We start from the raw sequence: 18,734 nt of genomic DNA on the forward strand, positions 1-18,734 counted from the left end.
AGAGACTTGATCCGGCGGCACCAACTAAACCTTCTGCGGTTGGATGACAACCTTCATTTGGTCAGGATCACCTGCATGCAATCGGTCAAACCATTTTGGTCCATCCGACAGACTGATCATTGACGTGATCAAAGGCGCGACGTTGATGATGCCACGGTTCATCAAGTCGATGCACTGCGGGTATTCTCCGTTGCAACCACATGTACCCTGCAAACGAATTTCGCGGGTGACGACCGACTGCAATGGCAACTCGATCGTCGGTGCGACGTTGCCAACCAAGGTGACGCAGCCACCTTTGCGAACCGATTCGATCGCCGTTTTGATCGTTGGCGTTGCACCGACCACTTCTAACGCCACATCAGCGCCGCGGCCACCGGTCATTTCACGAATTTTCGCAGGCACGTCGCACTGGTCGGCTCGCAGGACATCATCCGCACCAAGCTCTTTCGCGACCGCCAAACGCTTGTCGTTCAAGTCGACTGCGATTACTCGCGTCGCCCCCGCGGCACGGATCGCTTGAATGGCAAGCAAACCGATCATTCCGGCGCCGACGACGACAGCCGTATCGCCAAGTTTTACCGGAGTCACCGCGGCGGCGTGAACGGCCACCGAGACCGCTTCGACCAGGGCTGCATGCTCGAACGGTAACGAGTCAGGCAACGTGTAAACGATCCGGCGAGGCACACTGATCCGTTCGGCAAACGCACCGTGACGTCGGTAATCCCCGCACGACACGCCAAGGACCATTCGGTTGTCACACAGGTTGCCGCTGCCTTGCCGACAAAAGTGACAAGTACCACACGAGACCATCGAATCGAAAGTGACACGGGTTCCCTTTGGCATGTCCGTCACGTTCGCGCCGCTATCGACCACGATCCCGGCCGCTTCGTGGCCCATGACCAAGGGTGGAATCCGGCGACCCGTGCTGCCGTCGTAGCCGTGGATATCGCTGCCGCAAATCCCGCACGCTTCGACCTGTACCAGAACATCGTCGGCACCCATCTCGGGCTCGGCAACATCAGTGACTTCCATCTTTTCGTATTCGGTTAACAGCAGAGCTTTCATCGCGGGAGATCTATTTTGCGGGGTGATTGGTTCGGCTACAACTTTGAGATTGTCTTCACTGGTACCACTTTAGCACAGGTGACTTCCTGTTGAATTACGACTTAGAAGACGACGAGACCCTAACGGCCTACCACGAAGCCGGACACGCCGTCGTTGCCCACGCCCTAGGGGCAACCATCGATTCCATGCAACTTTGGGGCGAAGCCGACGAATTTCTGCCCGATCGGTTTGGCGACTGTCGCGTCAATTGGGGGCGAGTCGACCCGAACCTGGATTGGCAACGTCAACGAGAAATCATGACGTACTTGGGCGGTCCGGTCGCTGAAATGATCTACCGAAGCGAACCGCTGCATCCTGCCCTTTACGGGCCTTGGCAAGACGATTGGGCGAAAGCGATGCAAACTTGCGACGAGATCATTTCTGATCCGCAGCGACGGACACAGTTGCTGGAAAAGATCATCGTCACGCTGCACCACCATCTCGGTCGCGATCCCTACTGGCCCGCCATCGCCAGCCTGGCAGACGAACTGGCCGCGCACGAACAACTCGAATCCGATCAGATCGCCGAAGTACTAACTTTTTGGATTCGCTAGCTTGCGACAGATCACGTACGGGAACGGGCCGCGAGTCAAAACCCAGAGGGTTGCATTGACGTGCGTGAAACGAAATCTGTAAAAGCAGTCCAGTTTCACCACAGGAGTTCTGTCCATGTCGATGCCAATCATTTTCGTCCACTCGGGAAAAGCCGAGCATCTGTACATCGCGACTCGCCAAGCTCGGATCAGCAACCCGGACGCGGACGTGGTTCTGATTGGTGACTCCAGTAATCAGCGTTTGAAGTGGCCAACCCAACACTACCAAATCGACGACTACAACCAGGACATTAGGCAGTTTCAAGCACATTACCGACATCGCAGCCCAAATCCACCCTCGTTTGAAATGTTCTGTTTCGAGCGATGGTTCGTGGTCGCGAAGTGGATGCGAGAACACCACGTCGACAAGGCTTGGGTCTGTGATTCCGATTTAATGATTTTTAGCGATCTCAAATCGATTGCCAAAAAATTTGCTAGTTTTGATCTCGGGATTTCATTCATCAGTGGTCACTCGTTGATGATCAATCGACTCGATTGCTTGGATGGTTTTTGCGACTTCATCAATCGCATGTACGCGGATCCGGACCAACAACAAAAGTTCGATGATCTGTTTGCGAACAGCCCCAGCATTTGGGACCGATCGATTTCGGACATGACGGCTCTGACTCACTACACCCGCACGATTCCTGACCGTGTCATCGACTTGGCAACCATCCAAGACAGTTCGGTATTCGATTTCCACATCCGCCACCTTGATGGCTTCGCCGGCAAAAAGTCAAAACAGATTGATTGGCGAGACTCGAAACCCTTCGGCGTTCATCCTGATCACACTGACCCGATCCGTTTTCACACCTTGCACTTTCAAGGCCGAGCCAAACAATCGATGCATGCCTACGCATCGAATCCCGATTTGGATGTTTGGACCAGTTGGCTGCGTCGACGAACGACCACCCGACTCGCCAAACTGAAAAAGTACTTGCCATCGGCCTGCCGCAAAGTTGCCTAGGCCATAACGCATAAGCAGCCGATGAAATCACCGACGACGAACCACACCGAATTTACGTTTCAAAGATTATGGGCCGGCGTTGCCGTCGGACTGATTTGCACGACGTGGCGATTGTGGTTCCCGACCATCGCAGACTCGGGCTATCCGGCGATTGCATTTTTCCCATCGCTGGCTGGTTGTCCGGAATGGATTCTTGACGCAACCAGTTTTTTTATCGTAGCCGCATTGATTGCGATCGCGGCATTGGGGAATGCGGCACCGATCACCCGCGCAGGCTGGATCGTTGTGGTGGTTGGATTGGTTGTGTCGTTTGCTCTGGATCAACATCGATTGCAGCCATGGGCCTATCAATTGGCCATCTACGCGTTGATGTTCGCGGCACTGGATCCCGCTCGGCTGCGTCAATGGATCATCCCGGTGGCCGCCAGCGTCTATATCTACAGCGCAATGGGGAAGTTCGATTTTCAGTTTGCCCACACGGTCGGACAAGATTTTCTAGCGGCTGTCGCTCGTCCATTTGGCGTTAACCTTGACGCCATCGACGAGACCATGCGGACGCGACTAGCGTTGATCTTTCCGGCGACCGAATTGCTCGCTGGACTTGCTCTATTGATCCCGCGCATTCGGCCGATCGCAGGGGTAATTATCACGATGATGCATGCCACCTTGATTGCGATCTTAGGTCCCTGGAGTCTCGATCACAGTTTGGGTGTTTTGACTTGGAACGCGGCGCTGATGTTCCAGACTTATTGGTGGATGATCCGGCGTCCAATCCCGACCAATTTCACAGACGTCAATGGCAAGAAACAGCCAAGTACGCATCGGTCGGTGCTGACGACGATGGTGATTGGCCTTGTTCTGATCGCCCCACTCACCGAACGATGGGGCGTTTGGGACCACTGGTTGTCATGGTCGCTCTACTCGCCTCATACCAGTCGAGTAGACATCCAGGTGCACGATTCGGCAACATCGGCGATGAATGAGGACATCGTTTCGATGTTGGAAGCCGATGACGACAACGACGGTTGGCGAACATTTCCGCTGTCGCGTTGGGCGCTCGATTCACGTGGCGTTCCCGTCTATCCACAATCGCGATACCAGCTCGATTTAGCGATCGAGTTTGCCAAGCAACAGGGACTCGACCGTGACGTTCGAGCCAGCCTGCAGAGCATGTCCAACCGGTGGACGGGAACTCGCGACCGAAAATGGCTGGGTGGACTCGCGGAAATGAAAAAGGCGAAAAACTACTGAATCCATTATTATGGAAATAGATTCAGCAGCGTTAAATGCCCATCTGCTGCAACATATCCGCGATCTGGCCCAGCGTTTCAGTCAAACGTGGGTGCGACTGTTCAAACGACGACGCAGCGCTCGTAACGTTCTCGCTTAACGATTCTGAATTCTGCGGTTGATGCTGAAGCGCAGTTTCGATTTGCTCCATCGTCGATCGCAAACGGGCAACATCGGTGGGATCAAGTTGTTCGTTCGACGAGAGTTCGCGGCGAACGATTTCTAACGCTTCGTTGAGTTCTTTGTGGCTCACTAAGGTGACCTCCTATTTGAAATGGTTCGTCAGTTTGATTCATTTTAGCCATCTGAGAAATGGCCCGTGTCAAAACGTCGAGTTCTTCGATGTTTGATGAGTAATTTCCTTCCTCAGCATCGCTGCCCCACGACGATTGCTTTTCCAGAAGATGTCAAAGATGTCGCCGAGAACTGGAATCGTACCGACAATAAAGTCGATCAACGCGTACCACAGCAGCCACAGGTAGATTCGTTTTCGAGCGCCCGCACGCTTGGCTTGGACGACAAGAAACCCGTGCGCCAACAATCCCGCCACATCCCCGACGCCCGGGATGAACCCCAAAATGCTGTCCCAGCCCAATCGAATACCCAGCACAGGGATTTCGATGGCGTCATCCATCAGACGAGCAAAGCTGTCCGCTCGCATCTGAATCTCTTTCAGCTGCTTCGGATCTTTCATGACGGTATTCTTCGTACGAGAACCAATGGCCGATTATACATCGATACGGTCGGTGCAATCTGCAAGCCTCAACTTATACATCGGTCGATCGTGAACGTACCTCCCCCCGAATTCAACTTAGAGTTTGGGCGACGGCCAGCGAACCGTTGTTCATTTCCGGGTGTCCAGTCACACTACCATCATCTTAATTCCGTCCTTTTGAACGACAGCCAACCTTGATTCCTTCAACAACGTCCGCAACCGACAACCGATCCTTTCGTGTAGGTGTGGCTTGCGCATTGTTGGCTCATGTTTGCTGGGGCGTTTTCCCCCTGTACTGGCGAATGGTTGGGTCAGTCCCTTCCATTGCTTTAACTGCCCACCGAGTCATTTGGTCATTCGTGCTGTTAGCGATCTTGACCGCGTCGGTCCAACGGCTTCGTCGAATCGTTTGGACGCGGCATGAAAAGCGCACCCTACTAATTCACGCGTGCGCCGCCGTAATGATCGGAATCAATTGGTTGGCGTTTTTATACGCAGTGGAATCAAACCAAGTACTGCAAGCTTCGCTGGGCTACTACATCAATCCTCTGGTCAACGTGCTGTTAGGCGTGATGATCTTGCGCGAAAAACTTTATGTGCCGCAAATGGTGGCCGTTGGTTTGGCCGGGATCGGCGTCCTTGTGATGACGATCGCGGGAAGTGGCGTGCCATGGATTGCTTTGTCCATGGCTTTGTCGTTTGGAATCTATGGATTGCTGAAAAAGAAGGCGCCGCTTGGCCCGTTCGAGGGTTTGACTTTGGAAACCGGGATTCTATTCCCGATCGCGGCAACCTACGTGTTGATCGGTTTTCAATCGCCCAATGCCGCGTCTCTATCCGCATTGACTTGGGCACTGTTGATGATCGGTGGGGCTGTCACCATCACGCCACTCGCTCTGTTCGCCGTCGCGGCCCAGCGTGTTCCGTTATCGACCATTGGGATTCTGCAATACGTCGGACCGACGATGCAGTGGATCGTTGGTGCGATTATCCTGGGCGAACCCGTCAGCACCTCTCAGTTCATCGGTTTCGCGTTTGTGTGGGCCGGCGTCGTGGTCTTCATCGCCGGAAACCCCACAACCCGATGGTTTAAATCACGAATGAAAACGAAACCAGTTCTGGCAAAAAGATAAATCGAGTTACACAACTCAATGTCTTAGCCTAAGCCATTCATGGTTCCGGTACTGGTCGCAAACTGGTCAATTTCCATTCCAACGTTTTGCAAGAAATTGACGAACAGATTTGGCAATGGATAGTTGTTGTTACGGTCGAACGCCAAGTGACCAGCGTGACGCATTCCTCCACCAGCGACCAAGACGGGCATATTGCGGTTATCATGATTGGATGCATTGCCAAGGTTGCTGGTCAATAAGACGTTGGTGTGATCGAGCAAGGTTGCGTCACCGTCTTCGGATCGATTCAGGTCGCGAATGAATTCGCCCCACTGAGCCACGATCGCGCCTTCGACGATCGCCAGTTGAGCCAACTTTTCTTCGTCCTTGCCGTGGTGACTGAGGTTGTGATAGCCCTCGTCCACACCCTCGATCGGGATCACTCCGCCGGCACCCGGGATGTGCAACGAGATGAACCGAGCCGAGTCGGTCAAAAGCGCCAACTTAATGACATCGCACATCGTTTTTTGTTTGGCGATGATATCGCTGGGGTCATTAATATCTCGTGGCATCTTTGCGTCGACTTTGGGCTTGGGACGTTTCGCCCATTTCTCGGTCTCTTCCATTCGTTTTTCTAGCTGTCGAACACTAGTGAAGTATGCATCCAGTCGATCGCGGTCGCCGAGTCCCAGGTCGCGCTGTAATGACTTGGCATCTTCACCGACCAAATCCATAATGCTGCGCCCCTGGCGAACGCGGCCAGCCTGCTGTTCGCGTTGGTCCTTCGATTCGTCGACGAACAACTTCGCAAACAATCGCGACGGTGAATCTTCCGGTGGAATCATCGCGCCGCTTTCGGTGTAACACGGGCTAGAACTGCCGCTGGTGCTAAGCACCAATGATGGAAACCGTGTTGCGTCGCCCAAGTGCTTGGCCATCAATTGGTCGATGGAGATCGAATTGACGGCTTTACCCGACGTGCCCACTGGCGAAGCCGTCAAGATGCTTGCTTCGGCCCGGTGACCACCCTTTACCCCTGGATGCGAAACACCCGAAACCACCGTCAACTTAGCCCGCAGATCGGACAGTGGTTTCAGGTAAGGCGACGGCGTGTACTGCACACCTTTGTCGTCGGGAAATAGATTTTCCGCGACCAAACCCAATCCCAGGGTCATCGCGACAAAACGTTTCGGAGCAGCCGATTTATCGGACGCGGCGAACGAAGGTTGCATCGCGGTCAACCACGGCAAACTCATCGCCACGCCACTGCCACGAAGCACGGTTCGTCGATCAAGTGCCCGGCGAAAGTTGAATTGAACTTGTTGATTCAAAGCCATCGTTCTTACTTATTCAAAAAGGTGGGACTGGTGACAACCGCATACAACAACGACCGCAATCCGTAATTGTCACCAGCAGTACTTTCAACGATTTGGTCCAGTTCGTATCGGTCAGCAAACTGAATCGATCCGCCCGTACCGTAAGTCATCAATTGACCTGCAAAATTTCGGGCAACCGGTCGAATATCATCGCACACGATTTTCCGATATTCGTCAAAGTTGTTAAAGCTGAGTCCGTCAGCGGTAACGAAACTAGCGTCGACTGGCAAACCGCGACGTGACTTGCCACCGTTGACCTGGATGTACTGATCACGCCAACGTCCCCCGGCATCAAAGTTTTCGAGCGCGTAACCGGGCGGATCAATGTTTTGGTGACAACCGTTGCAGGAAACATCCGACAAGTGTTTCTGCAGCTGCTCGCGAATCGTTTTTGCGCCTCGAATATCAGGCTCGACTGCTGGAACACTTTCGGGCGGCGGCGGAATCGGCGTTCCCAAAATCCGTTCCGAAACCCAAACACCACGAAGCACCGGCGAAGTGTTGGTTCCGTTGGCGGTAACTTTCAAGATCGATCCTTGCGACAACAGGCCGCCTCGCGGCGAGTCGCTGGGCAGCTTGACTTTGCGAAGTTCATCGCCGTCGACACCTTCAATCTCATAGTAACGAGCCAGCCGACTGTTCAAGAACGTGAAATCCGAACGGATCAATTTGTCCGCCCCTGCGTTCGTTTTGATCAAATCTTCGAGGTACTGATGTGTCTCGTCCAGCATCGCGTTTTGCACGACCACGTCAAAATCGCGATAAAGCTTTCGGTCTGGTTCTGTAAATTCGATTTGCGACATGTCCAACCATTGATCGGCAAAGTCACGCACGAATTGGCTGGCGTACTTTCCTTCAAGTAAGCGATCGACCTGACCACGAATGACTTGGGGATCCTGCAACTTTCCATCGCGTGCTAGCTTCGTTAAGACCGCGTCGGGCATGCTGCCACGAAGCAGATAGCTTAGACGCGTTGCAATCGCAAAATCGTCGAGTGGGCCGGGCGGTTCAACGAAGTACATGAATCGCGGAGAACACAAGATTGCACGATACGAAGCCAGTAACGCGTCAATCGGCGATACCCCGCTTTCAAGTGATTCTCGCATCCACTGCCGGTACGGTTGCAATTCGATTTCACTGACCGGACGACGAAACGCGCGAGTCGCGAAGCGTCGAAGTTGCTTCGACATATCACCCAGCGGATTGTCGCTGACCAAATCAATCCGTTTCGCTTTTGTGTCAATCTTGACGTTCAAATCACCTAACAAGTTTCGTCGCGCGACGCTGAGTGAACCCGCCGGATGAATGCGATCCACCGTCATCGAGTGTAAGGCGACGCCAGGCACGTTTTGCGGACCACCTTCGCCCGCACCAACTTGGCCGCCGTTGAATCTGGCTCGTTTAAGAGTCTCGTCGCCCGGACGGATCTCGATCATATGGCCAGCCGGTATCCAGGCTTCGTAGATGTGTGTGGTGGGCTGCTGTTCGGCTTCGAAAGCACCAACCCACGAAAACAACGGTGCACCGGAAACACAGCGCCCGGTCCGAACACTGCACCAGACGCCGCCTTCCTTGGGCTTGTTGATTGCCGAAGCATCAAATGTGATTCGGTACCAACCCGATTCCTTCACAGTCGTCGACGTGATGCGGCCGTAGAAAACCAGTGTCGACGACCATACGACTGCTTTGCCGTCAATCATTTCAGGATCACGACATCGACTGAGCGGTCGCGCCCGAGCGAGCGCACGAGCGTCGTAATCGCGATGAAAATGATTTTCCGCATCCGTCACACGAGTTACTGCTGCATCAAGTGCTGCATCAACCACGGTTAGATGCGAATCAAGTTGAAAGTGAGAAATGGATTGATGATCGGCAATGCCCGTGAATCCATCGCTTCGTTGTTCTTCGGGCATCAGACGAGCCAGCGGAATATCGACTGCCAGCAAGTCCTGAAGTGTTCGTTCAAGTTGGGCGTTGGTCAGCCGTCGCGAACGGACTCGACCTGCTTTGTCAAACTCGGCTTTTTGGAAATCGTGCAGCCAAAGCGACGTTTCGTTCAGAAAGGAATCTGCTTCATCCGGATCCAATTCACCACCATCCTTGGGCGGCATCTCGCCGTCGTTGACCCGGTCGAACACACGAATCCAACGTGACATAGTCTTGGAATCTGACAAATCAGTGCCAAGCGATGCGATATCGAAACCACCGTCGGCGTTGGGGCCGTCATGACAGTCCATGCAGTTGTGATTGAGAAATTCGACGGTGTCCAATTTCGCTTCCACTGCCGAAACTGGTCCGGCAACTAACGAAACTGCGAAAGCTATGGCACAACCAAGGCCAACTGATCGGATCCGGTGGAAACGCGACATAAAGAGGATCAATGTCGAAAGTGCTAAGGCGGGAGCGGCATTTGAAGTACCGCCAGGAGGGATGCTTATTATAGTTTCGCGAGACGGTTCTTACCAATCAAGGGCGAACAAACGTTTTTCGCGCGTCTTCGATCCTCTCCCAGCAGTAGCAGGTCCGCAAGTGATCGTTGACCATGCCCATGGCCTGCATCATTGCAAAACAGGTCGTCGGGCCAACAAACGTCCAACCGCGTTTCTTCAGTGCTTTGCTCAGATTGGTCGATTCCTCGGTGATTGCGTTGACGTCGGACCGCAATTTGGGCGATCGGTGGTGTTTGGGCTCGAACGACCATAGGAAGGTGGCCAACGACCCAAATTCTTCGCCGACTTCGATTGCGCGGGCGGCGTTGTTGATTGCCGATCGAATCTTTCCGCGGTGGCGCACGATACTCGCGTTATTGACCAGCTGATCAACCTTGGCTTGGTCAAATCGACAAACCCGCTGAGGATCAAACCCGTCAAATGCCTCACGAAATGAATCGCGTTTTCGTAGGATGGTCAGCCAACTGAGCCCAGCCTGGAACCCCTCGAGGCAAACTTTTTCGAACAACCGTGTGTCATCCGCGACGGGCACGCCCCATTCGCGATCGTGATATTGAATGTATTGCGGATCGCTTCCGCACCACCAACATCGATCCACCGCAGCATCGCCGATCTGGGTTCCCCGGCGGTTTGTCATCATTAGCCCGCTTGAATGCGAAACCGGATGTCGTTGACCTTATTGCCAGCAACGTCTTTTTGAAATTGACGAAGGATCGCCCGTTTCTGAAAATTCAACTCTTGTAACGTCGCCGAATCGGACACAAAAACTTGTAATACGCCGGCGCGAAGATTGCCGACCCGGCACGAGGCAGCCAGCGATTCGCCAATGGCGGCGACGATCGTTTCGGTGAGATGTTCGTTGACACCGCTGCGGGCGTACCCTTTGCGCGACATCAACTGACTGATCAATGAACCGATTCGACGGACTTTTGGCTTATCGTCAGGCGAACTGGCCAACGGAGAAATCGCGGATTTAGCACGTTTTGCCATCGAAGCCTCCGGAGTCAATGAAAAGAAAACTGGTCGGGATTACTCGAGAACCAGACTGAACCCATGCATTGTAGCGGCCAACGCCGCATGGACATCCAGGCTCAAAATCGTTCCACTTATCGACGTTTCCGATGTTCACGCTTGATGCTTTCACTAGAGGAGCTTTCGATGTCAGATCAGTTGACACCATCGTCTGGTGAAACGCCGCTTGTCATCATCGGATGGCGAGAATGGCTCAGCCTGCCGGACCTGAAAATTGCCCACATCAAGGCGAAAATTGACACAGGTGCTCGTTCATCAAGTCTTCACGCGTTCGAGATCGAAGCGTTCGATCGCGATGGTGCACCTTGGGTACGATTTCAGGTCCACCCGATCCAGCGCCGCGATAAGTACTCGGTTCAGTGTGAAGCACCTGTCCACGACATCCGAAATGTTCGCAGTTCAAGCGGCGAGTCATCGATCCGGTACGTCATTCTGACGTCCGTATTATGGATGGGCGAAACATGGACGGTCGATTTGACTTTGGCCGATCGAACTCAGATGGGTTTCCGAATGTTGGTCGGACGCGAAGCCGTCCGAGGACGGATGTTGGTCGATCCAGCCCGATCCTATTTCGGCGGCCGACCCTCGCGAAAAAACCGTCATCCGCGTCATCGACATCATTAGTCATCCATTTCGCAAGTCATCCAAATCATTGAACGACATTACTAACCGATGTCCCATCCGCCCCTACCGAAGTTTTGATCATGAAGCTTGCGATTCTTTCTCGCAGCAATACCTGTTACAGCACAAAACGACTCGTCGAAGCTGCCCAGAAACGTGGGCATCAGGTCAAAGTCCTCGATACGCTGCGGTTCTCCATCGACTTGGAACAGGGCGAGCCCGACCTCTACTACCGATCCAAACAGCTAAGCCACTATGACGCGATCGTACCGCGAATCGGTGCTTCGATCACGTATTTTGGGACTGCCGTTGTTCGACAATTCGAACAGATGGATGTCTTCACAGCGTCTTCGTCAGCCGGGATTTCGAATTCTCGCGACAAACTTCGCTGTCTTCAAATCCTCAGCCGCCATCAAATCGGTATTCCGCAAACTACCTTCGTCCGTGAAAAGAAGGATGTTCTACCGGCGATCCAGCGAGTCGGCGGGGTGCCGATCATCATCAAACTGCTCGAGGGCACTCAAGGCGTTGGTGTGATTTTGGCCGACAGTGTCAAGATTGCCGAAGCGATCATTGAGACACTGCAGAGCACGCGGCAAAACGTTTTAGTTCAAAAGTTTGTCGCTGAGAGCAAGGGTCGTGACATCCGCGCGTTTGTCGTCGGTGACCAGGTTGTCGCAGCAATGCGGCGAGTCGCCCAAGGCAGTGAATTTCGCAGCAACGTTCACCGCGGCGGCAAGACCGAACGTGTTGAACTTTCGGAAGAGTACTGTCAAACCGCCGTTCGATCAGCCCAGATCATGGGACTGCGCGTCGCGGGCGTTGACATGCTAGAGGGCAATGATGGCCCCCAAGTCATGGAGGTCAATTCGTCCCCTGGTCTCGAAGGAATCGAAACCTGCACGCAGCTAGACATTGCCGGTGCGATCGTGGACTACATCGCAGCCCAAGTTGATTTTCCGGATATCGACGTGCGTCAACGATTGACAGTCAGCCGAGGTTACGGTGTCACCGAGATTTACATACCCGACGGTTCCGATTTCATTGGCAAGACGATCGACCAAAGTGGATTGCCCGAACAAGACATCAACGTCTTAACGCTTTACCGCGGCGCAACGGTAATCCCAAACCCACGACTCAAACGAACCCTTGAACCTCACGATCGACTGCTTTGCTTTGGAAAACTCGACGCCATGCGTGGGATGATTCCCGAAAAAACTCGCAAACGTCGAAGCCCGAAAATCAAAAAACTGTCAACCGAAGTCGAGATCCCTGGCTGAACAAGTCTGCGGTTGATCGACCAAACGGTACTTGGACAAAGAAAACGTTTTCGCGACGTGCTGGGTAATCAACCATCGTTGGTCAATGACAATGTTCAAATATCACGACTAAAATTCGTCGGGGCATGTCACCCTGATGTCATTCGTTGTGCCAGTTACGCCATGCCCGAATGAGACGACACAACTAAGAAAGCTCTAGCGAACGTAAAGCTCACTCGACAAAATTGCCGATGCGAAGGATGTCCTCGCCGCCAAGCCACGGCTACTGAGCCGCTGGTGAGCCGATCATCCATTCCAAAATTCCGCTGGAAACGTCTGGGCGTAACTGGACTTCGATTCGCATCGCCTTAGTCATCACCGGATCGAACGCACGCTTGTCCCATCGGTCCTTTTTGACCGACGCAGTCTGCGAATCCAAAACCGGTTTCCATTGATCGCCGTCGCGGTAGAGCACCTTCCATGACTGGGGGACGCGACACTCGCCTCGCCCGGTATCATCAAACCAAAAAACCGAAACGTCCGAGATCATCTTTGGATCGGCAAAGTCGTACTGGACCCATTCCATGGTTCCCTTGCGGTCCCACCACGTCATCCGTGGAATATCGTGGTCACTCGAATTTTGCGGTTCGAGGCCGTCGTCGATCGCATCCAACGAATCGCCCGCGTTGGTATGCGAAGCTGAGATCCGAAACTCCGATGGACGAGGCTTTGCGGGTTCAATCCATCGACGGCCGCCTTCCCCATTCGCGATAACCGGAAACGCCGAAATGCGAAGCCTCGCAGCCCCCATCGGGATCAACGTCACACGTTCATTCGATTGATCGCTTTCGACGGGACTGTCTTGCAGAACGGCGCAAAGTCCATAGCGGTCAAGCGTCCACTGGGGAATCTTTCGCGCGGTTGCCGTGATCGTGATGGGCGACGATTCGGTGGTGAATGGAAAGTCGTCCGCCGGCCAATCGTGGCGGTGTACTTCGAAATCGATGACGGGCTGATCTCCGTCGAGCACCAATCCGTAGTTCCAGTCCGTCGTCGGACGAATCTCGAACGAAGGCCACTGATCTTGATCGACGCCGGGTTGCCAACTCGAATCACCAATGGCCGTATCAACGCTGCTCTTTCGCTCATAGCGCTCACCGACTTTCAACGAGAAGGTCAGCGGGCCATGATTGACGCTGACGCTGTCGTGGTTATTCGCCCACGTTTGCAGCGACGTTTCCATCGGCAAGCTTAGCGAGACCGTGTCGCTATCGTTCCACGTTCGGTGGATGCGAATGTACTTTCCAGACGCATTTTCGATCGGTTGAACATCGCCGTCGATCGATAACCGCGCATCCTTGCACCAAGCCGGCACTCGCATGTAGATCGGAAACGAGTCCGGTTGATCGACGTGGATCGTCAAGTTGATGTTTTCGTCGAACGGGTACTTCGTCGATTCGACAATGCGAACGCAGGTGCCATCGCCGACCATGGCATCGACTTCACACGCGCTGTACATCGCCGCGCACACCCCGTTGTCGGGCGTCGCCATCCACAGATGCTTGGCAAAGTACGGCCATCCGTGCGAGTGGTTGTGTTGACAGCATCGCGAACTGAACGGATTCATCACCAGAAATGGGCCGCTGTTATCGATGCCAGGTGCGTGGTCCGCCGCATCGCTAAGCACCATGTTGGGCGCGGTCAAATAACGTAGCGATTTGAAGTCTGGCATCACGGCCGCAGGATAACTGTTCAGCGCGACCGTCTCGCAGTGGTCGGCCCAAAAGGGATCGCCCGTGATTTGCAACATGATTTCGTCAGACAACATTTGTTCGACAAATCCGCATGTTTCGGTCGCTTGGCGAGGATCATCGAAACCAACGCGACAATTTTCGTCGCCACCGAACATGCCGCCGGGAACCTGACCAAAACGTTTACGTATTTCGTGGAAATTCGCGTACGCGGCCTGCAAATCGCTGCTGTCATGCGTTTGCAGGAAGTACGTTGCCGGTTCTCGAAAGCACTCGGCGATGTTGACGTTGTGCCAGTTTGGCAAATCATCCGTCAACGTCCAATTCGCGGTGCAGCGATGGATCTTGTCAGCGATCGGCAACAGGTCGGCGTCGCCGGTTCGGTTGTACAACCAATAGATGCTGTGCAGGTTGTCACCGCCGCGCATTTTCTGCCAATAGCCCGTCAGCATCTGGTCGTCGGGGATGGTGGATTGATACTTGAAGTATCGCGTCATGAGGTCCAAAACCCGTTGGTCCGATTCGCCGTTCGCCGCACCATATTCGTAGTACGATTGCAAACAGAACAACATGACCATGTTAGCCCAGTAGTCTCGCGTACCATCGTCGAACCGTTGGTCGGGGCCAAAGTCGCCGTTGGGTCGTTGGCTGGCCAGGGCGCCCTCGATCCAAACGTTGCTTTCGGCAATCATCGCAGGGTCGTTTGACAAATACGCCAGCTCGATATAGCCCTTCAGCCAATAGGGCATTTCTTCCCACCCGTACTCTCCTTTTCCATCGCGACTCAGCCAGGCGTTGTCTTCCTTGGTCAACCACGCACTGATCTCACCAAGGTGACCGGTCAAACCTTCGCGTTGACGACGAAGCATCTCGGCCAGCCATCCGGCGGGAGTTACCGCGCCGGGCGGTAACGCGATCAGTCGGCTTGGGACCAACGGAACGCGATTGCCAACGTAAAAGTTGTTCGCGGATGATTCGTTCGAAGCATCGTTCGGTTCATTGTTCGGCACGACGACGATCGAAACTACGTCCGTCACGTCCGCGTGCAGTGCCCCGTTGTCGATCACGGTCAACGCGAAGATGGCCGTAACAAGCCGATAGTGAAGGATCGATGTCATTTGAAAAGCCACAGCATACGAATGAAAAACGAAACTACGGCAGCGGTGAGACTTCAACTTGTCGGATGTTCACGATGCTGCCAGGATCGTGCTGTTGGAACGCGAAGTGGCCTTCCTTGTACGTCTTGTCAAAATCCATGTATTCATACAGTTCGTTGCCATCGATCGTGATTTTGATTCGAGTCATTTCTCGGCCGCGCCATACGTCGTCGCGTACTTCCAATTCGTACGTGAACCATTGGCCGGGTTTGACGACTTGGCGGTACACATGACAGAAACCGTACAGCGATCCTGTGCGGATCGGGTCGGTGTGAGTGCTGTCGATCTGTGCTTCGTATCCATCCATGAAGCCGGGTTCTGGAGTCGTTCGGAAGTACAACCCCGAGTTGCCACCGTCGTTGATTTGAACTTCGGCGCGATACTTGAAATTCTTGTACGGACCAGACGTGTTCACCAGCATCGAGGCGTCGCCAGTGCCTTTAATCACACCATCTTTGATTTCCCAGTTGCTGTTGTCAGAACCGACTTTTTTCCATCCGTCCATCGAATTGCCGTCGAACAACGAAATCCATTCGGATTCCTGAGCGTTAACGGACGAAAAGGTAATTGCCATCGCCGCAGCGACGAATACAAAGCGAATCGGGTGCATCATTGTTTTGCTTTCCATGGAAGTGTTTTCAATACGGGACGCGGGAATCGCGAAACCCAAAAGAGACTACTGTTGTAGAACCAGTTTATCGATTCCGAAGTCGATGAATTGACCGCCCGTCGTTTGGCGAACGTGGATTGCGACGATGTTATCGCCTTGTTTCAACGATGTAGCGGGAATCTCAAACACTTCGTAGCCGGTCGTATAACCGCCCAGCGAGATGATCTGCTTCCCATTGATGTAGACCGTCGCATCCTCGTCGTGCCAAATCCGCAGGCCGACTTGATTGGGAATCGGCGAATTGATATTGACGGTACGGCGCGTCCAAATTTCGGACGATGCCCAACGTGTTTTGCTTGGCGTTTCAGTACCCAATCCGCCCATTCCTTTCTTCCAGCCGTCGATCGCAAAATCGCTGGTAAACCAGTCGTCGGTCGGCTTGGTCGTGACGTAGTGGTAGACCGCGTCATGCTTTTCGCCGGTGGGAATCAAAGTGATCGTCTTGGGCGGGATCGGCATCGGTGCCCATTCTTTGGCCTTGGTTTGGTCTCTTCCCGCGTGCTTGGCCCAAAGGGTCGAATCGTAAAGCATCTTCAAGAAGACACCGCCGACGACGGGCCGCGCGTCAAAGCCGACCTTGTCGGCCGTCGACGTGAAGTACCAATCCGTCATCGGTGTTCGCTGCGGCGTCGCGTTCAAGAACCGGTGAACGGGAAGCGTCAGTGCGTCGAAGTCCTTGCGATTCTGGGTCAGCGTCGCCGTCCACAATACCCAGTCCAGTTTGGTGTAGTCGGATCGACTGTCCAGCGGCAAACCGTATTCGTTCTGCGATTTGCGATAGAACGCCATCTCGGTTTCAAGTACTTCGTCGGGAAACAGATCTAGGCCCAGGATACGATCCCAAACCAAGTTGTATTTTTGGCTCCAGGTGTCTTTGCGATCGAACGCCAAGACAAAGTGATCGCCATCGCGAGCCGCCTCGATCCACTGCGCCGCATACTTCTTCGCGACCGCCTGATACTGTTGCGCCTCGTCGTTCATTCCTCGCATTTCGCAAAGCATCGCATACGAACCCAATCCCATGATTGCCTTCGCACTGAGGTTCACGTTATGCGCCATGTGTCCGGCGAAGTCATCGGTACACAGTTGGTTTTCCGGATCGAATCCTTTCTCCTTCAAATAGCTCGCCCACTGACTTACTTGGGGCCAATAGAGTTCGGCGAAATCAGCGTTCCCTTCCATTTTTGCAAGTGCCCCGAAAAGGATCAACAGATTGCCGGACTCTTCGACAGGCATTTGACCGTCTTCGCTGTTTTCGCCGCCGCCGTAGCGTTGGCCGTTGGCCTTGGGATAGGTGCCAAGATCATGTGGAGCGTATGGAAACCTCCAACGATCCGAGGCCGCATATTCCATGAACGGAACCAGGACGGACTTGGTCATCGTCGGCCCGAACAACAGAAACTGGGGAATCATCGGATAGAACACATCCGACGTCGCGATGCACCCGTTGGAATGATTTTCTTTGCAAAATTGAAGCGGCTGTCCGTTTTCGTCCGCAACAAACTTCCCCGCTGCCAAACACTGACGATAGGCGAGCGAACAGATATCGGCGTACTCTTGACCGCCGCTGTTTACTGCGTCGGCCATCAGCTCGGCATCAAAGGTTTCGCAGCGAGCGATCAGTTCATCATGTTCTTGGATCGCGGCCGAGATCAAGTCGTCGGCCTGCCATCCGTCTTTTCGCCAATAGGGGCGAAGTCGCTTTTTCATGAACTCGATCGAAAACAGGTCGTCGTACGCGATCAAGACGTATGCGTTCGAAACCTTTGCACCAACCTTTCCCATCGACATCGCGATCGACGCGACGACCTTGCCGGCATCCACCGGAAATGATTGTTCGGCGTGTTCAGGACCTGTGGCGGAAAGACTGGCGACACCCTTCTTGGCAAACCGTTGACGAAGCGATTTTGCATCACCGAAGGTCGCGACCGGTGCGAATTGATTGTCAGCGGCGACGTACAAGTATCCCCAATCGATTCGCAAATCGTCACCTGAACGCCCCAGGATCTTTTGGGTTTGCGTGCCGATTTCGAGCGCTGTGACTCCGGCGATCGACGCCATGTTGCCAGCAACCTGCTGGTCCAGTTCGTTGGTTGCAAGTTCGCCACCGGCGTCGAAATAGAATTCGACGTCGTGCAGTTTTCCGTCTGTCGCTGTGACTTCGCAATCCACGTAGGTCGTCGGACGACTGAGGATTGCAATGTCATCGGGTAACGATGGCGTTGTGAAGGTCAACTTGACGGCCACTTTGGCTTCCGAAAATCGATAGACCGTTTGCGTGGGCAGTACGTGAACCGACTGTTGTTCCATCGCGGCAATCGGTTGCGGACCGGCGCCCATCAAACGATAAGCGGTTCCATCAACTCGCACGATCGCTGCCATTCGGTGTTGCGTGCCGGTCCAGTGCGTCGTCTCGGTCGACCAAAGGTTGTCGGTTTGCGACCAGACGCTGAAATACGGATCACAGGCGACCAACGGTACGGCCGGTGGGCGGAAGGTCTTTGCTTCGTCGCAACGACCATGCGTTGTCGATAGCAGCATTGCGATCCCTGCTAGGGTCGTCGCAATCGTCGTTTTAAGGTTCATGGTGGCGAGTAACTTGATATTTCGTGGATGGTGGAAAAGGTAAGCATCGGA

General features: G+C 53.9%; 16 protein-coding genes. 6 read left to right on the forward strand and 10 right to left on the reverse strand.

The genetic code is table 11. The annotated features are described in order from the left end of the window. Positions 1-24 precede the first annotated feature (24 nt). Positions 25-1,065, reverse strand: coding sequence for a galactitol-1-phosphate 5-dehydrogenase (locus tag Poly59_RS03600; RefSeq protein WP_146532664.1), 1,041 nt, complete (start codon positions 1,063-1,065; stop codon positions 25-27). A gap of 89 nt (positions 1,066-1,154) precedes the next feature. Here Poly59_RS03600 and Poly59_RS03605 point away from each other — a divergent pair, with 89 nt between their 5' ends. The 3 genes from Poly59_RS03605 to Poly59_RS03615 all read left to right on the forward strand — a co-directional run bounded on the left by Poly59_RS03605 (position 1,155) and on the right by Poly59_RS03615 (position 3,915). Further along, positions 1,155-1,658, forward strand: coding sequence for a cell division protein FtsH (locus Poly59_RS03605; protein ID WP_146532665.1), 504 nt, complete (start codon positions 1,155-1,157; stop codon positions 1,656-1,658). 115 nt (positions 1,659-1,773) lie between these two features. Next, positions 1,774-2,664 (forward strand): hypothetical protein, encoded by an 891-nt coding sequence (locus Poly59_RS03610; RefSeq protein ID WP_146532666.1) that lies wholly within the window; start codon positions 1,774-1,776, stop codon positions 2,662-2,664. 21 nt (positions 2,665-2,685) lie between these two features. Beyond that, entirely contained in the window at positions 2,686-3,915 is a 1,230-nt protein-coding gene (locus Poly59_RS03615; RefSeq protein ID WP_146532667.1) for a hypothetical protein, read from the forward strand. A gap of 31 nt (positions 3,916-3,946) precedes the next feature. Here the strand turns inward: Poly59_RS03615 and Poly59_RS03620 are convergent, their stop codons facing one another. Beyond that, the gene (locus tag Poly59_RS03620; RefSeq protein WP_146532668.1) at positions 3,947-4,207 is read right to left on the reverse strand and encodes a DUF4404 family protein; all 261 of its coding nucleotides are present in this window, start codon (positions 4,205-4,207) and stop codon (positions 3,947-3,949) included. A gap of 69 nt (positions 4,208-4,276) precedes the next feature. After that, entirely contained in the window at positions 4,277-4,648 is a 372-nt protein-coding gene (locus Poly59_RS03625) for a DUF4112 domain-containing protein (RefSeq protein WP_146532669.1), read from the reverse strand. A gap of 215 nt (positions 4,649-4,863) precedes the next feature. On the opposite strand from Poly59_RS03625, the gene rarD reads away from it, so the two are divergent. After that, the gene (rarD, locus tag Poly59_RS03630; RefSeq protein WP_246151354.1) at positions 4,864-5,802 is read left to right on the forward strand and encodes an EamA family transporter RarD; all 939 of its coding nucleotides are present in this window, start codon (positions 4,864-4,866) and stop codon (positions 5,800-5,802) included. Positions 5,803-5,825: 23 nt separating this feature from the next. On the opposite strand, the gene Poly59_RS03635 is transcribed toward rarD, so the two are convergent. The 4 genes from Poly59_RS03635 to Poly59_RS03650 all read right to left on the reverse strand — a co-directional run bounded on the left by Poly59_RS03635 (position 5,826) and on the right by Poly59_RS03650 (position 10,597). Next, positions 5,826-7,118 carry a DUF1552 domain-containing protein gene (locus tag Poly59_RS03635; protein WP_146532670.1) on the reverse strand — a complete coding sequence of 431 codons (1,293 nt, stop codon included), beginning with the start codon at positions 7,116-7,118 and terminating at the stop codon, positions 5,826-5,828. A 5-nt stretch (positions 7,119-7,123) separates the two neighbouring features. Then, the gene (locus tag Poly59_RS03640) at positions 7,124-9,427 is read right to left on the reverse strand and encodes a DUF1592 domain-containing protein (RefSeq protein ID WP_246151355.1); all 2,304 of its coding nucleotides are present in this window, start codon (positions 9,425-9,427) and stop codon (positions 7,124-7,126) included. A gap of 196 nt (positions 9,428-9,623) precedes the next feature. Further along, on the reverse strand, positions 9,624-10,247 hold the full coding sequence (locus tag Poly59_RS03645) for a DNA-3-methyladenine glycosylase I (protein ID WP_186775999.1): 624 nt from the start codon (positions 10,245-10,247) through the stop codon (positions 9,624-9,626). Continuing rightward, a complete protein-coding gene (locus Poly59_RS03650) occupies positions 10,247-10,597 on the reverse strand; it encodes a DUF721 domain-containing protein (protein ID WP_146532672.1) in 351 nt (116 codons plus the stop codon). Before Poly59_RS03650 ends, Poly59_RS03645 begins: the two co-directional genes overlap by 1 nt. Positions 10,598-10,765: 168 nt before the next feature. Between Poly59_RS03650 and Poly59_RS03655 the strand changes: the two genes are divergently transcribed. Further along, entirely contained in the window at positions 10,766-11,263 is a 498-nt protein-coding gene (locus tag Poly59_RS03655; RefSeq protein ID WP_146532673.1) for an ATP-dependent zinc protease family protein, read from the forward strand. 80 nt (positions 11,264-11,343) lie between these two features. Then, a complete protein-coding gene (locus tag Poly59_RS03660) occupies positions 11,344-12,540 on the forward strand; it encodes a RimK family alpha-L-glutamate ligase (protein WP_146532674.1) in 1,197 nt (398 codons plus the stop codon). A 262-nt stretch (positions 12,541-12,802) separates the two neighbouring features. On the opposite strand, the gene Poly59_RS03665 is transcribed toward Poly59_RS03660, so the two are convergent. The 3 genes from Poly59_RS03665 to Poly59_RS03675 all read right to left on the reverse strand — a co-directional run bounded on the left by Poly59_RS03665 (position 12,803) and on the right by Poly59_RS03675 (position 18,683). Next, positions 12,803-15,388, reverse strand: coding sequence for a beta-L-arabinofuranosidase domain-containing protein (locus Poly59_RS03665; RefSeq protein WP_146532675.1), 2,586 nt, complete (start codon positions 15,386-15,388; stop codon positions 12,803-12,805). Between the two features lie 34 nt (positions 15,389-15,422). Beyond that, positions 15,423-16,001, reverse strand: coding sequence for a 3-keto-disaccharide hydrolase (locus Poly59_RS03670; RefSeq protein ID WP_390621436.1), 579 nt, complete (start codon positions 15,999-16,001; stop codon positions 15,423-15,425). A 102-nt stretch (positions 16,002-16,103) separates the two neighbouring features. Beyond that, complete coding sequence (locus Poly59_RS03675; protein ID WP_146532676.1) at positions 16,104-18,683, reverse strand: glutaminase family protein; 2,580 nt, start codon at positions 18,681-18,683, stop codon at positions 16,104-16,106. Positions 18,684-18,734: the final 51 nt, after the last annotated feature.

Origin of the sequence: Rubripirellula reticaptiva (genome assembly GCF_007860175.1) — a bacterium.
Classification (GTDB): Bacteria; Planctomycetota; Planctomycetia; order Pirellulales; family Pirellulaceae; genus Rubripirellula; species Rubripirellula reticaptiva.

Excerpts from the sequence above, each read along its gene's own strand:
- Poly59_RS03645 (WP_186775999.1), bottom strand. The coding sequence starts at position 10,247 with ATGATGACAAACCGCCGGGGAACCCAGATCGGCGATGCTGCGGTGGAT.
- Poly59_RS03660 (WP_146532674.1), top strand. The coding sequence starts at position 11,344 with ATGAAGCTTGCGATTCTTTCTCGCAGCAATACCTGTTACAGCACAAAA.
- Poly59_RS03615 (WP_146532667.1), top strand. The coding sequence starts at position 2,686 with ATGAAATCACCGACGACGAACCACACCGAATTTACGTTTCAAAGATTA.
- Poly59_RS03665 (WP_146532675.1), bottom strand. The coding sequence starts at position 15,388 with ATGACATCGATCCTTCACTATCGGCTTGTTACGGCCATCTTCGCGTTG.
- Poly59_RS03655 (WP_146532673.1), top strand. The coding sequence starts at position 10,766 with ATGTCAGATCAGTTGACACCATCGTCTGGTGAAACGCCGCTTGTCATC.
- Poly59_RS03600 (WP_146532664.1), bottom strand. The coding sequence starts at position 1,065 with ATGAAAGCTCTGCTGTTAACCGAATACGAAAAGATGGAAGTCACTGAT.
- Poly59_RS03635 (WP_146532670.1), bottom strand. The coding sequence starts at position 7,118 with ATGGCTTTGAATCAACAAGTTCAATTCAACTTTCGCCGGGCACTTGAT.
- Poly59_RS03670 (WP_390621436.1), bottom strand. The coding sequence starts at position 16,001 with ATGGCAATTACCTTTTCGTCCGTTAACGCTCAGGAATCCGAATGGATT.
- Poly59_RS03625 (WP_146532669.1), bottom strand. The coding sequence starts at position 4,648 with ATGAAAGATCCGAAGCAGCTGAAAGAGATTCAGATGCGAGCGGACAGC.
- Poly59_RS03650 (WP_146532672.1), bottom strand. The coding sequence starts at position 10,597 with ATGGCAAAACGTGCTAAATCCGCGATTTCTCCGTTGGCCAGTTCGCCT.
- Poly59_RS03610 (WP_146532666.1), top strand. The coding sequence starts at position 1,774 with ATGTCGATGCCAATCATTTTCGTCCACTCGGGAAAAGCCGAGCATCTG.
- Poly59_RS03675 (WP_146532676.1), bottom strand. The coding sequence starts at position 18,683 with ATGAACCTTAAAACGACGATTGCGACGACCCTAGCAGGGATCGCAATG.